Genomic DNA, 12,339 nt, shown 5'->3' on the forward strand with positions numbered 1-12,339 from the left:
CGGGCTTCCCACCCTTCTCGTGCTCCTTCGACCACTCGTCACCACCGACCAGCGACAGCGCACCGGCACCCGTGTGCATGCCGCCGTGCGGCTTGCCGTGTCCCTTCTCGGGCTTCCCACCCTTCTCGTGCTCCTTCGACCACTCGTCACCACCGACCAGCGACAGCGCACCGGCACCCGTGTGCATGCCGCCGTGCGGCTTGTCGTGGTCGCGCTGCTTGCCGGGGGCGGATCCGGTGTCGCCCCAGTCGCCTGCCGTCAGCGCGAGGGCTCCCGGCGCGCCGACGGCCAGAGCGGCGGCCGTCGCGGTGGCTGCGAAGAGAATGCGGGCAGAGCGCATCGATGACTTCCTTCCGTTCGCCGCGCCAGCTGACGTCGTGTCGGCTTCCGAACGTGGCGACATGACCAAACGTCAGCTGGCAGGGCTCGATCGGCCACTTGAGTTGGTACGAACGGGGAGGCGGGCGCGTACGACGAACGGGCCACGGAACGGGAGCAGCCTGCGAAAGCGCAGGTGACGGCAGGGGTGTACCCGAAACTTCTCACCGCTCCACGCCGAGCACGCAGTGGCTGCCGGTTCCCGTGTCAGCGCATCGGTGGCGGTCCGTCAGGGAACGCGCTCCCTCTCCCCCGGCCTCAGGTCGAAGCTCCTCGTGCGGAGAACGTCGTCACTCGAGCGCCGCCGCCGCCGTGCCTCGGCGGCGGCGCAGAGAGCCACCGCCGCCGTTCCGTACGCGGCGGTCACTCCCGGGAGGCCGATGTCCGGCCCCGTGAGATAGGCGACCGCCCCCGCGAAGGCGATGCCCAGGTACTCCGGGCGGCCGTCGAGGGCGACGAGGGCGACGAGCAGGAGTGCGTACCAGGAGTAGCCCGGCGTCAGGAGCAGGAAGGCCGCGGCGAGGGTCGTCAGACCGCCCCGCCAGGGCCGTTGGGGATCCCCTCGGAGAATGACGAGGACGGCTGTGGCGCCCAGCCCGACCAGGGCCGCGGGGAGGGCCCAGGCGTCCGGCAGGACGAGGCGCACCAGCGCGTACCGCCCGCCCGCGCCGGCGTCGTCGTACCCCTCCTCCTGCGTATAGCCGCCCAGGTAGCCGAGCACGGAACTCCGGGACAGCAGGACGTACGGCAGATAGAGGAGCGTGACGGTGGCCGACGCGGCCAGCAGCACCGTGGCCGCGGCCCGGGGGCGTCGCGCGGCGCCGGAGAGCACGCCCGGCAGCAGGAGTGCGGGCAGCATCTTGGCGGCGATCCCCAGTCCCAGGAGGATTCCGCCGGCCGCCGACCGGCGTGCGACGACGAGCAGCGCGAGGACGGAGAGGAGTACGGCAAGGACGTCGACGTGGGCGTTGTTGACTCCCTCCACGGGTACGGCCGGACACCACGCCCACCAGGCGGCGTCGCGGGGGTCGCCGCGACGCCGCAGGGCTGTCAGGAGCACGAGGGAGACCGCGAGCGAGAGGAGCGCGCCGCCTGCCTGGAGGGCTTTGTGACGGGCGTCCGGCGGGGAGACGGTCTCGACCAGCAGGAACCACCCCTCGGCCGCCGGCGGGTAGATGGTGTGGACGGCCGGCCGGTTGATCCGGGTGCAGAGTCCGGCGCCAAGGGGTGCGAGTCCGGTGCCGTGGGCGCAGGTCGCGCGGTCGGGGAAGAGCCAGGTGTCCCGGAGGCCGGCGAGGGCGTCGGCCGCGGGCGCGTGGTCGTAGGGAGAGTGGCCCGCGGCCTGCACCCGGCCGTCCCACGCGTAACGGAACGAGTCCGTGCTGGTACGCGGTGCGGCCAGCAGGCCGGTGGCCGTCAGGGCGACCGCGCCGACGAGGACGAGGGGGGCCACCGTCCGGGCCGGGGCACGGCGCAGGGCGAGCGCGGCCAGGACGAACAACCCCCAGGCGACGGTGTACGCCGTCATGAGTGCGGAACCGGGGCCCCGGAAGAGCACCACGAGGGCCGCGGTCAGGGCCACGAGCAGCAGGACGACGAGAGGTACGGGGGCAGGGCGGCGCATGGGGGAAGACTGGCAGCCGTCGCGGTCCGGAGGTTCGCGGCGCGGGGAGGCGTTCGGGTTTCGTAAGGTGTCGCGGGGCCCGCACGACGGTGTGGGACGGTGTCATGGAGGGCATGACCTCCCGCTTTCCCGCAGTGCCCCGTCCTCGTCGTGTGCTGCCCGGGTTGCGGCCGCCGGCCTTCTCGGGGCGCCTCCACGACGCGCGGACCGCGACGTCGGTCGGGCGCCTGCTCGGCTTGGCCTTCGCCGTCTGTTTCCTCACCGGGCTCGTCAGTCACTACCTGCAGCAGCCACCCGACTGGCTGGCCGACCGACTGCCGGCCCGGCCCTCCTGGGGTTATCGCCTCAGCCAGGGTCTGCACGTCGCGACCGGGCTGGCGGCGGTCGTGCTCCTCCTGGTCAAGTTGTGGACGGTGTACCCCCGGCTGTTCGTCGTGCCCCCGTTGCGGTCCGCGCGACACGCGCTGGAGCGGCTTTCGGTGGCGGTACTCGTGGCCGCGTCGCTGTTCCAGGTGTTCAGCGGCCTGTTGAACATCGTGCAGTGGTATCCCTGGCCGTTCTCCTTCGTGCCCGTCCATTTCGCCGTGGCGTGGATCGTCGCCGGCTCGGTCCTGCTGCACGTGGCCGTCAAGGCCCCCGAGATCACGGCTCATTGGCGCCGCGGGTCGGCTGGTTCACGCGAGCTGCCCGTCGAGGACCTGCGGGACCGGCGCTCGCTCCTGCTGGGTATGGGAGCCGCGGTCGGCGTGGTGACGCTCACCACGGTGGGCCAGAGCTTCACCCCGCTGAAGGAGCTCGACCTGCTCGCTCCCCGGCATCCCGGTCACGGGCCCCAGGGGCTGCCGGTGAACCGGACCGCGGCCGCCGCCGGGGTCTCGCTCCGCGACGTGGGCGCCTGGCGCCTGGAGGTGGTCGGACCTGTGTCGTACGCCCTCGGCCTCGACGCGCTCCGCGCCCTCCCGCAGACCCGGGTGAGGCTGCCGATCGCCTGTGTCGAGGGGTGGAGCGCGGACGCCGAGTGGACGGGGGTGCGGATCCGGGATCTGGTGGAGCGGGCCGGCGGGCGGCCGGGGACCGCCTCGGTCCGGGTCACGTCGTCGGAGACCAGCGGCTCCTATCGGATCATGGGCATGGGAGCCGAGTACGTCGACGATCCCCTCACGCTGCTCGCCCTTCGTCTGAACGGACACGTGCTGGCTTTGGACCACGGCTTCCCCGCCCGGATCATCGCGCCCAACCGTCCGGGGGTGCTGCAGACCAAGTGGGTGCACCGCCTGGAGGTCCGATGAACGGGGCGGGAGTCCTCCGTCACGCGGCCGCCGGGACCGGGCTGGCGCTGCTGGGGGTCGGCGCGTGGCTCCTGGCGTCCCGGCCCGAGCCCCTCGACGTGGTGCCGTGGCTGGCCGGCGCCCTGGTCCTGCACGACGGGGTGATCGCCCCGCTGGTGCTCGGAGTCGGGCTGCTCGTGGCGGGGCGCCGTGACCGCGGGCTGCTGCGCGGCGGGCTGATGGTGGCGGGGAGCGTGTTCCTGGTGACCCTGCCGCTGCTCGTCCGCCCCGGCGGCCCGGCCAACCCGTCCGCGCTGCCCCTGCCGTACGGGCGCAACCTCCTCCTGGTCCTCGGAGCCGTCACGGTGGTGACGGGCGGGCTGTCGCTCGTACGGCGGAGGCGGCGGAGGGCCGGACAGGCCGGTGACACCGAAGCCGGGTGACCGGGACGGCAGGACGGGACGGTGGTCCGTGGTCAGTTCCGCGAGGCGAGGGTGAGGAATCGGCGGCCTCCGGCGCCCCACCGCTCGGCCACCGCCCAGCCCTCCCGGTCCGCGATCGCGGCCAGGGCGCGATCGCCCACGCGCGCCCAGGGGAACAGGGCGCCGCGGCCGCCGCGGCCGTCGTCCACGCGGACCTCGCAGCGTTCGTCCACGTCCACGGGCGCGCATTCGACGATCACGGCGCCGGTGACGGGAGCGACGATCTGCCGGACCCGCCGCAGCAGGGCGGCCGGGTCGCCGCCGATGCCGATGTTCCCGTCGATCAGGAGCGCCGTGCCCCAACGGCCCTCCGCGGGGAGTGCGTCGAAGACCGAACGACGCAGGGCGCTGCCGCCGGTCTCGATGGTGCAGGCCACCGCGGCCGGGCTGATGTCGATCCCCAGTACCTGACGTCCCTCGGCCGCGAGGGCCGTCACGAGGCGGCCGGGGCCGCAGCCGACGTCGAGGACCGAACCGTCGCACCGCCCGAGCACCAGGCGGTCGACATGGTCGGGAGGCTCGCACCAGCGTTCGACGTCGAGCGGCAGGAGCCAGCCGTCGTCCCGGCGGAGGAACAGGGGCCCCCGGCCCGAGCGGAGGGCGTCGCCGTAGGGATCGGCACACCAGGCGGTGGCCGTCGTCACGGTCATGTGCCCACCTCCGCACCGGTGCCGGTCAGCGCTCGGTGTCGGGCGGCGAATCGGGTTCCGGGAGCCTCGGCCGCCACGTGGCGTGCGTCGTCGGCGTCGTCCACGTCCGTCAGGGAGGGCAGCATGCCGATGCGCAGGCCGGCGGCCCGCAGGCGGGCGAGCTGGACGGCCCCGGTGTCCGGTCGGGACATCGGCACTCCACGGAGCAGGGACGGGTCCGGTACGGCGAGCCCGAGCGCCCAGAACCCGCCGTCCGTGGCCGGGCCGAACCAGGCGTCGTGGGATTCCCAGCGCAGTGCGCGGGCGAGCAGATCCGGCGTGATCTGGGGCGTGTCCATGCCTACCAGCAGCGCGGGTCCACGGCATGCCGCGAAGGCGGCGGCGAGACGGCGGTCGAGGGAGCCTGCCACCTGGGGGATCACGTCGAAGCCGGGTGGCGTCCAGGGGCCGGGGAGGCCGTCGAGGACGAGTACGTGCCGCTCGGCCGGGACGAGCGACGCGGCGGTGAGCGTGTCGGTGAGTGCGGCCTCGGCGAGGTCCGCCGCCTCGGCGGGGGTGAACGGAGGCGTGAGCCGGGTCTTCACGCGGCCGGGGAGCGGCTGCTTGGCGATGACGAGGAGCGTGGTCACGGCCGGATGCCCCCCGCCGTGGCGGGGAGTGCGGGGACGGAGGTCGCGGCGGGCTCGCCGAGGACCGCGCGCATGTCGTGCACCGCCTGCCACGTGCCCTTCCAGGTGCCCGTCACCTTGGACGTGCCCTCGCGCGGCAGGTAGGGCACGTCGGTCTCGCGGATCGTCCAGCCGGCGTCCGCGGCCCGCACTACCATCTGCAGGGGGTAGCCGCTGCGCCGGTCGGACAGTTCGAGGCTCATCAGGTCCGTGCGCCGGGCGGCCCGCAGGGGCCCGAGGTCGCGCAGCCGGAGGCCCGTCCGGCGCCGCAGGAGCAGGGACAGCGCGAGGTTTCCCGCCCGCGCGTGGGCCGGCCAGGCACGGCGCTCGACGGGGCGTCGGCGCCCGAGGACGAGATCGGCCTCTCCGGCGGCGACGGCCCGTACGAGGCCGGTCAGGAGCCCCGGGTCGAGGGAGGCGTCGCAGTCGCAGAAGCACACGAACTCGGCCTCGGAGGCTTGCAGTCCGGCGTGGCACGCGGCACCGAAGCCTCGCTGTGGTTCGTGGACGACGACGGCGCCCAGGTCGCGCGCGAGCGCCGCCGATCCGTCGGTGGAGCCGTTGTCCACCACGATCGGGCGCCAGCCCGAGGGGATGCGGGACAGGACCCAGGGAAGGGCGAGGGCCTCGTCGAGGCAGGGAAGGACGACGTCTACGGTCATGGCTGTCACGTGTCCCACCGTAGGAAGCGCGGCCCGCCCGGGAGCCGTGCGAACCCTTACGAAACGCGGACGTCACCCTGGAGGCATCCGGAAGGGCGTCAGGAGACCCTCCCGGAGGTGCGAGGCTGAGGGCATGACCGAGCACAGCTTCTCGGGGGTCCCGGCCCGCATCCTCGTCGTCGACGACGACCCGACGGTGGCCGAGGTGGTCACCGGCTACCTCGACCGGGCGGGACATCTCGTCGACCGCGCGTCCGACGGGCCCGACGCCCTGCGCAGCGCCGCGCTGCACCCCCCCGACCTCGTGGTCCTGGATCTCATGCTGCCGGGCATGGACGGCCTGGAGGTGTGCCGGCGGCTGCGCGCCGACGGCCCGGTCCCCGTGATCATGCTGACCGCGCGGGCCGACGAGGAGGACCGGATCACCGGTCTGGAGGTCGGCGCCGACGACTACGTCACCAAGCCCTTCAGCCCGCGCGAGGTCGTGCTGCGCGTCGAGTCGGTGCTGCGGCGCAGCCGGACGGTTCACGGCGCCGCGGGCCCCCGGGCCGTGCTCCGCTCCGCCGGCCTCTCCGTCGATCCGGCGACCCGCAGGGCGACGCGGGGCGGCGCGGAACTGACGCTCACCCTGAGGGAGTTCGACCTTCTCGCCTTCTTCCTGGAGCATCCCGGCACCGCCCACTCGCGAGAGGAGCTGATGCGTCGCGTGTGGGGGTGGGATTTCGGCGACCTGTCGACCGTCACCGTCCATGTCCGCCGGCTGCGCGCGAAGATCGAGGACGACCCGGCCCGGCCACGGCTCATCCAGACGGTCTGGGGAGTCGGCTACCGCTTCGAGCGGGACGGCCACGGGTCTGACGGACGCACGCCGTCGGCTGAGGGGCCGTCAGACGAGGGGCCTGCCCCGGCACCCGCGAGCGGAACCGGTCGATGAGCGCGGGACGAGAGGCCGGCCGATGAAGGATCTGCTCCTGATCGCCGTGTTCGCCCTCGCCGGAGCGGTCTGCGCCGGCGCCGCCGGGGCGGTCGTGCTCCGTCGCGTCCGCCACCGTTCGGTGGCCGTCTCCCTGACCGTGGTCGCCGCCGTGACCGTGACCGCGATGCTCGCCGGCACGCTCGCGGTCGCGCAGGCCATGTTCCTGTCCTCGCACGACCTGTGGGTGGTGACCGTCGTCGTCGCCATGGCCGCGCTCGTGTCGCTCTGTACGGCGCTCGTCCTCGGCAGGTGGGTCGTGGCCCGCAGCCGGGAGCTCACCCGGGCGGCCCGGGAGTTCGGCGACGGCGCGGGGTTCACGGCACCGGAAGGGGCGGTCACCGCGGAGCTGGCCGCCCTCACCCGCGAGTTGGCGGTCACGAGCGGGCGGCTCGATGCCTCCAGGCAGCGCGAGCGCTCTCTGGAGGCGTCACGGCGGGAACTCGTGGCGTGGATCTCGCACGACCTCCGTACCCCGCTCGCGGGACTGCGGGCGATGGCCGAGGCGCTGGAGGACGGCGTGGCCGCGGATCCCGGCCGCTATCACCGGCAGATCCGCACCGAGGTGGACCGTCTCACCGCCATGGTCACCGACCTCTTCGAGCTGTCCCGTATCCACGCGGGGGCTCTCGCCCTGAACCCGAGCCGCGTCTCCACGCACGACCTGCTGGGGGACGCGCTGAGCGGTGCCGACCCACTGGCCCGCCGGCACGGGGTGACCCTGGTGGGAGACGCGGTCGACTCCGTTCCCGTCGAGGTGGACGGCAAGGAGATGACGCGCGTGATGGCCAACCTGCTCGTCAACGCCATCCGTCACACGCCGGCCGACGGGACCGTCGCGGTCGGTGCCGCCCGGCGCGGCGGCAGCGTGGTGCTGTCCGTGACGGACGGCTGCGGCGGCATCCCGGAACCCGACCTGGCCCGGGTGTTCGACACCGGCTGGCGTGGCACCGAAGCGCGCACCCCTCCGGGCGGTGCCGGGCTCGGACTGGCCATCGTGCGCGGGATCGTCGAGGCCCACGCGGGCCGTGCGGAGGTGCGGAACGTGCCGGGCGGCTGCCGCTTCGAGGTCATCCTGCCGCAGACCGCGCGCTGACGGGCGCGAGCAGGGCCGCGGCACGCTGACCGGTCCGTGCGAACTCCGCCATGCCCTCGGCGAAACCGGTCCGGGGGGCCCAGCCGAGCTCTCGGCGCAGCCGGGAGGAGTCAGCCGTGATGTGCCGGACGTCGCCGAGCCGGTACTCCCCCGTCACCAGGGGGTCCGGCCCGCCGTAGGCCCTGGCCAGCTCGCAGGCCATCTCCCCCACGGTGTGGGGGCATCCGCTCCCCGTGTTGTACGTGGTCAGGGCACCGGCCCGCGGTCCCGCCGACTCCAGCGCGATGACGTTGGCCGCGGCGACGTCGCCGACGTGTACGAAGTCGCGGCGCTGCAGGCCGTCTTCGAAGACCCGTGGCGCCTCGCCACGGGCGAGCGACGAACGGAAGAACGAGGCGACACCGGCGTACGGGGTGTCGCGGGGCATCCCCGGGCCGTAGACGTTGTGATACCGCAGGGAGACGGCGGTACCGTCCACGCTCCTGGCCCAGGCGGCCGCGAGATGCTCCTGCGCCAGCTTCGTCGAGGCGTAGGCATTGCGCGGATCGGTCGGCGCGTCCTCGTCGACGAGCCCCGGGAGGAGCGCCGCCCCACACGCCGGGCAGCGCGGCTCGAATCGCCCCGCGGCGAGGTCCGTGCGGCTTCGGGCCCCCGGCCTGACCGGGCCGTGCATGGGGCACGCGTACCGCCCTTCCCCGTACACCACCATCGAGCCCGCCAGCACCAGTCGCCTCACCCCGGTCTCGGCCATGGCCGAGAGGAGGATCGCCGTGCCGAGGTCGTTGCAGCTCACGTACTGCGGCGCGTCGGCGACGCCCTTGCCGAGGCCGACCATGGCGGCTTGATGACTGACCGCGTCGACGCCCCGCAGCGCGGAGCGCACGGCGTCCGCGTCCCTGACGTCGCCGTGCCGGAACTCGGCCGGCGGCAGCACGGGCGACGCCGGATGCGCGCTCGGCAGCAACGCGTCCAGTACGACGGGCTCGTGACCCGCTTCCGACAAGGCTCTGACGATGTGCGAGCCGATGAATCCGGCTCCTCCGGTGACGAGTACGCGCATGACCGACACGCTACGGACGCGCCGCGCGCGACGGACCGGACCGCGCCGCCCGTAAGACTTCCGTCATGCGTGTGGACCCCGGTGCGGCTCGCCGCGGTCGCCTCCTGACGAAGGGGCCCATGCCCGGGGGCGGACATGGCTGCATTATTCTGAACCCACGGTGTCACCAGTGGTGACACGAGAGCGAACCGGAGGAACGATGAGCAGCTCGGTACGGCGGACCGCGGCGGCCGCCGCGGTCGTCGCGGGTGCGGGGGCGGGGCTGGCCTGGGCGTGGCGGCACCAGGGTGAGCTGGCCATGGGCCGGCCCTTCAACGAGTGGACCTTCACGCACATGGACCGGCTGATGCCCGTCGAGGCGGTGCGCGCCTGCGGCCCCGCCCGGACGCTGCCGAGCCGCCCCGGGGATCTCGACGACGTCACCTACGGGTGGGAGGGACGCGAACGGAGGCTGGCCGACCTGCACGCCGCCACGAACACGACCGCCTTCGTCGTCCTCCACCGGGGTGCGGTGGTCCATGAGAGCTACCCGGGCCGGTGCGCCTCGCCGCGGAGCCGGTTCCAGTTGTTCTCGCTGACGAAGTCGGTGACGTCGATGCTGATCGGCGTCGCGCTCGCGGAGGGGGCCATCGGGAGCCCGGACGACCCGGTGGTCCACTACCGGCCGGAACTCGCGGGAAGCGCGTACGACGGGCCGACCGTCGAGCATCTCCTGCAGATGAGCAGCGGCGTCGGCGGTCCGGAGGACTGGACCGTGCCCGACGCGCCCATCAACCGCTTCGAGAGGGCGGTCACTTCCGGTGGGTCGGTCCTGGAGGTGCTCCGGTCCGTGCCCGACACCCACGCGCCGGGCAGCCGGTTCACCTACTCGACCCTGGACTCCCATGTGCTGGGGTGGGTGCTGGAGGCCGCGACCGGGGCGACGCTGGCCCGCTACGCGAGCGAGCGACTGTGGAGCCGGATCGGCGCCGAGCGGGACGCCTTCTACTTCCTCACACGCGGACACCCCCGCACCGCGCTCGGAGGCGGCTCGCTCAACGCCTCGGCCAGGGACGTGGCACGCCTCGGTCTGCTGATGGCGCGGGGCGGGCGGGTGGACGGCGAGCAGGTCGTCCCCGCCGCCTGGGTGGAACGCGTCCGCGCCCCGGGACCCGCGCACCTCGCGGTCGGGCGCCTCGGGGCCGGCGGCGCCCCGCACTACGGCTACTCCGGACAGTGGTGGACCCTCGGCGGCGAGCGACGCGCCTTCACCGGTCTCGGGGTGCACGGCCAGTACCTGTGGGTGGATCCGGAGGCGGACGTCGTGATCGTCAAGACCAGTGCCTGGCCCACCGCCGACGACACCGCGCGCGACGGCGAGACCGTCGCCGCACTGGGCGCACTCGCCGACCACCTGGCCGCCACGACCTGACGGCCCCGGCTCCCGCCGCCCGGCCGGTCGCCTGCGTCCGGCGGGGCGGCAGGGCGGCGGGGGTGGATACGATGGCGGACATGACGGAACCGGGGACACCTGCGGAAACGCCCGCCGAGAAGCGGCGCGGCCGCCCGCGGTCCACTCCGCTCAACCGCGGGTTGATCCTGGACGCCGCCATGGCCGTCATCGAGCGGGACGGCCCGGACGCGCTCACGCTGCGACGCCTCGGCGCGGACCTCGGGACCAACCACACGGCCGTACTGCGTCATTTCGCCGGCAAGGACGAGATCCTGCGAGGGCTGGCCGAGCGCCTCGTCGAACGGGCCCTGGACGGATTCGCACCCGCGGAGGACTGGCGGGGCACACTGGCCGCCATGGCACGCCAGGTGCGCGCGGCCTGCCTGGCCCACCCCGGCGTCGCCACCCTCGTGGCCACGCGCGTCTCACGGCGCGACGGCGAGTTCCGGGGGGCGGAGGTCGTGGTCGGCGCGCTGCGCCAGGCCGGTTTCGAGGGCCGCGAAGCCGCCCGTTACTACCGCGCCCTGGCCGACACCGCACTCGCCGCGGGCGCGTACGAAGCGGCGTTCGCCAACCTCGACCCGGTGAGCCGGGAGGGCGACCGGGCCGCATGGCGCCGCGAGTACCTGCTGGCGTCTCCGGACGCCTACCCGAACCTCGCCGCGGTGGCGCCCTTCCTCGCGGACGTGGACGACGACGAGGTCTTCGAGACCACGCTCGGCCTGATCCTCGACGCCGTCGCATTCCGCAGCCGCCGGGCCGCGGAGGAACGGGCCACCACGGGCTGAACTCGCCTGACGTACCGTCAGGGACGGGCCGGCGGACGCACCGCCGCCGAAGCCGACACCTGGACCCGCCGCGCCGGAAGAGCCGCCACGGACGTGACCACGAACGTCCCGCCCAGCACCGTCAGCAGGGAGGCCCGAGCCGTGTCCTCCATGGAGGCGATCGCGGCTGGTACGGCCCCCGGCCCCGCGACGGGCTTCGCGCCTGCGGTGAGACGGCGTCACCGGCCGGCACGGCGACGGCCAGACCGGATGCGGCGACGACCGGGCGGGGCCGAATCCCGTCGCACGCCGGTGTCGTCGTCCCTTCGGCGGTCCGGACCCGGAGATCATGAGGCATGGGTGTCGTCCTGCCGGTCCTCTTCGCGCTGTGCGCGGCGTTCAGCAATGCCCTGGCCACCGTGCTCCAACGGCGCGCCACGCTGACCGCCCCCCGTACGGACTCCTTCCGCCCCGGCCTGATCCTCGATCTCCTGCGGCGGCCCGTGTGGCTCGCCGGGATCCTCGCCATGATCTGTGCGGGAGTGGGGCAGGCGGCGGCTCTGGCGACCGGCGCCCTCTCCCTGGTCCAGCCGCTGTTCGTGCTCGAACTGCCCCTCGCGCTGCTGATCGCCTCGGCACTGGCCCGCGAGCGCCTGTCCGGGCGCCTGTGGGCGGCCGTCGCCGCCGTGGTGTGCGGACTGGGCGCGGCCCTGCTGGCCGCCGCGCCCGACGGAAACCGCACCCGCGTGGAGATGGACCGGTGGCTCCCGACCCTCGTGGCCTGCGCCGCCGTCGTGGTGGTGCTCGCCACGGCGGGTCTGCGCCGTCCGCCGGGGCGGGTTCGAGCGGGCTGTCTGGGTGCGGCCACAGCCATCTGCTACGCACTGACGGCTGCCCTGATGAAGACCTCCATGCACATCCTCGGTGACGAGGGCCTCGTCGGCTTCCTCACGTCCTGGCAGACCTACGCGTTCTGCGGAGCCGGCATCGCGGCGGTACTGCTCCTCGAACACGCCCTCCAGGGCGGGCCGCTCATCGCCTCGCAGCCCGCCCTCACCCTCGGCGACGCCACCGTCAGCCTGATCCTGGGCGTGCTCCTGTACGGGGAGCACGTACGGACCGGCTGGTGGCTCCTCCCCCAGTCGACCGGCATCGCGCTGATCGTCATCGGGGTCTTCGTACTCGCACGCAGCGGGGTCAGCTCGGGCTGAACGGACGGGGCCTGCCGGTCCGGGCCCGGTGCCCGCCACGGCCCGGCACGACCGGCCTCCCGCGCAGG

Annotated in this window: 12 protein-coding genes and 1 pseudogene; 7 read left to right on the forward strand and 6 right to left on the reverse strand. The window is 74.0% G+C overall.

Annotated features, from left to right (window positions below):
- Positions 1–340, reverse strand: a pseudogene (locus tag ACZ60W_RS00075) (hypothetical protein); the annotation flags it as partial.
- A 267-nt stretch (positions 341–607) separates the two neighbouring features.
- Positions 608–2,002, reverse strand: coding sequence for a glycosyltransferase 87 family protein (locus ACZ60W_RS00080; protein WP_469753031.1), 1,395 nt, complete (start codon positions 2,000–2,002; stop codon positions 608–610).
- A 113-nt stretch (positions 2,003–2,115) separates the two neighbouring features.
- On the opposite strand from ACZ60W_RS00080, the gene ACZ60W_RS00085 reads away from it, so the two are divergent.
- Positions 2,116–3,291 (forward strand): molybdopterin-dependent oxidoreductase, encoded by a 1,176-nt coding sequence (locus ACZ60W_RS00085; protein ID WP_469753032.1) that lies wholly within the window; start codon positions 2,116–2,118, stop codon positions 3,289–3,291.
- Positions 3,288–3,713, forward strand: a complete 426-nt coding sequence (locus tag ACZ60W_RS00090; RefSeq protein ID WP_469753033.1) for a hypothetical protein — start codon at positions 3,288–3,290, stop codon at positions 3,711–3,713. Before ACZ60W_RS00085 ends, ACZ60W_RS00090 begins: the two co-directional genes overlap by 4 nt.
- A gap of 32 nt (positions 3,714–3,745) precedes the next feature.
- Here the strand turns inward: ACZ60W_RS00090 and ACZ60W_RS00095 are convergent, their stop codons facing one another.
- The 3 genes from ACZ60W_RS00095 to ACZ60W_RS00105 are packed head-to-tail and all read right to left on the reverse strand — an operon-like array spanning position 3,746 to position 5,732.
- A complete protein-coding gene (locus ACZ60W_RS00095; RefSeq protein ID WP_469753034.1) occupies positions 3,746–4,402 on the reverse strand; it encodes a class I SAM-dependent methyltransferase in 657 nt (218 codons plus the stop codon).
- A complete protein-coding gene (locus ACZ60W_RS00100) occupies positions 4,399–5,031 on the reverse strand; it encodes a TIGR04282 family arsenosugar biosynthesis glycosyltransferase (protein WP_469753035.1) in 633 nt (210 codons plus the stop codon). Before ACZ60W_RS00100 ends, ACZ60W_RS00095 begins: the two co-directional genes overlap by 4 nt.
- Positions 5,028–5,732, reverse strand: a complete 705-nt coding sequence (locus ACZ60W_RS00105; RefSeq protein WP_469753255.1) for a glycosyltransferase family 2 protein — start codon at positions 5,730–5,732, stop codon at positions 5,028–5,030. Before ACZ60W_RS00105 ends, ACZ60W_RS00100 begins: the two co-directional genes overlap by 4 nt.
- A gap of 133 nt (positions 5,733–5,865) precedes the next feature.
- On the opposite strand from ACZ60W_RS00105, the gene ACZ60W_RS00110 reads away from it, so the two are divergent.
- Positions 5,866–6,666, forward strand: a complete 801-nt coding sequence (locus tag ACZ60W_RS00110) for a response regulator transcription factor (protein ID WP_469753036.1) — start codon at positions 5,866–5,868, stop codon at positions 6,664–6,666.
- 22 nt (positions 6,667–6,688) lie between these two features.
- A complete protein-coding gene (locus ACZ60W_RS00115; RefSeq protein ID WP_469753037.1) occupies positions 6,689–7,801 on the forward strand; it encodes a sensor histidine kinase in 1,113 nt (370 codons plus the stop codon).
- Here ACZ60W_RS00115 and ACZ60W_RS00120 read toward each other — a convergent pair.
- A complete protein-coding gene (locus tag ACZ60W_RS00120) occupies positions 7,776–8,861 on the reverse strand; it encodes an NAD-dependent epimerase/dehydratase family protein (RefSeq protein WP_469753038.1) in 1,086 nt (361 codons plus the stop codon). The two genes, ACZ60W_RS00115 and ACZ60W_RS00120, sit on opposite strands and share 26 nt — an antisense overlap.
- 199 nt (positions 8,862–9,060) lie before the next feature.
- Here ACZ60W_RS00120 and ACZ60W_RS00125 point away from each other — a divergent pair, with 199 nt between their 5' ends.
- The 3 genes from ACZ60W_RS00125 (at position 9,061) to ACZ60W_RS00135 (ending at position 12,271) form a co-directional block, all read left to right on the forward strand.
- Positions 9,061–10,272: a serine hydrolase domain-containing protein gene (locus ACZ60W_RS00125; RefSeq protein WP_469753039.1), complete on the forward strand. Its 1,212-nt coding sequence runs from the start codon at positions 9,061–9,063 to the stop codon at positions 10,270–10,272.
- Between the two features lie 80 nt (positions 10,273–10,352).
- Positions 10,353–11,081, forward strand: coding sequence for a TetR/AcrR family transcriptional regulator (locus ACZ60W_RS00130; RefSeq protein WP_469753040.1), 729 nt, complete (start codon positions 10,353–10,355; stop codon positions 11,079–11,081).
- Positions 11,082–11,416: 335 nt separating this feature from the next.
- Positions 11,417–12,271 (forward strand): DMT family transporter, encoded by an 855-nt coding sequence (locus ACZ60W_RS00135; protein ID WP_469753041.1) that lies wholly within the window; start codon positions 11,417–11,419, stop codon positions 12,269–12,271.
- Positions 12,272–12,339: the final 68 nt, after the last annotated feature.

It is taken from the genome of Streptomyces sp. NPDC104202 (assembly GCF_055584185.1).

What these genes read in the sequence shown, in the direction of transcription:
- ACZ60W_RS00085 (WP_469753032.1), top strand. Translation starts at nt 2,116, where the DNA reads ATGACCTCCCGCTTTCCCGCAGTGCCCCGTCCTCGTCGTGTGCTGCCC.
- ACZ60W_RS00130 (WP_469753040.1), top strand. Translation starts at nt 10,353, where the DNA reads ATGACGGAACCGGGGACACCTGCGGAAACGCCCGCCGAGAAGCGGCGC.
- ACZ60W_RS00125 (WP_469753039.1), top strand. Translation starts at nt 9,061, where the DNA reads ATGAGCAGCTCGGTACGGCGGACCGCGGCGGCCGCCGCGGTCGTCGCG.
- ACZ60W_RS00135 (WP_469753041.1), top strand. Translation starts at nt 11,417, where the DNA reads ATGGGTGTCGTCCTGCCGGTCCTCTTCGCGCTGTGCGCGGCGTTCAGC.
- ACZ60W_RS00080 (WP_469753031.1), bottom strand. Translation starts at nt 2,002, where the DNA reads ATGCGCCGCCCTGCCCCCGTACCTCTCGTCGTCCTGCTGCTCGTGGCC.
- ACZ60W_RS00110 (WP_469753036.1), top strand. Translation starts at nt 5,866, where the DNA reads ATGACCGAGCACAGCTTCTCGGGGGTCCCGGCCCGCATCCTCGTCGTC.
- ACZ60W_RS00105 (WP_469753255.1), bottom strand. Translation starts at nt 5,732, where the DNA reads ATGACCGTAGACGTCGTCCTTCCCTGCCTCGACGAGGCCCTCGCCCTT.
- ACZ60W_RS00090 (WP_469753033.1), top strand. Translation starts at nt 3,288, where the DNA reads ATGAACGGGGCGGGAGTCCTCCGTCACGCGGCCGCCGGGACCGGGCTG.
- ACZ60W_RS00120 (WP_469753038.1), bottom strand. Translation starts at nt 8,861, where the DNA reads ATGCGCGTACTCGTCACCGGAGGAGCCGGATTCATCGGCTCGCACATC.
- ACZ60W_RS00095 (WP_469753034.1), bottom strand. Translation starts at nt 4,402, where the DNA reads ATGACCGTGACGACGGCCACCGCCTGGTGTGCCGATCCCTACGGCGAC.
- ACZ60W_RS00115 (WP_469753037.1), top strand. Translation starts at nt 6,689, where the DNA reads ATGAAGGATCTGCTCCTGATCGCCGTGTTCGCCCTCGCCGGAGCGGTC.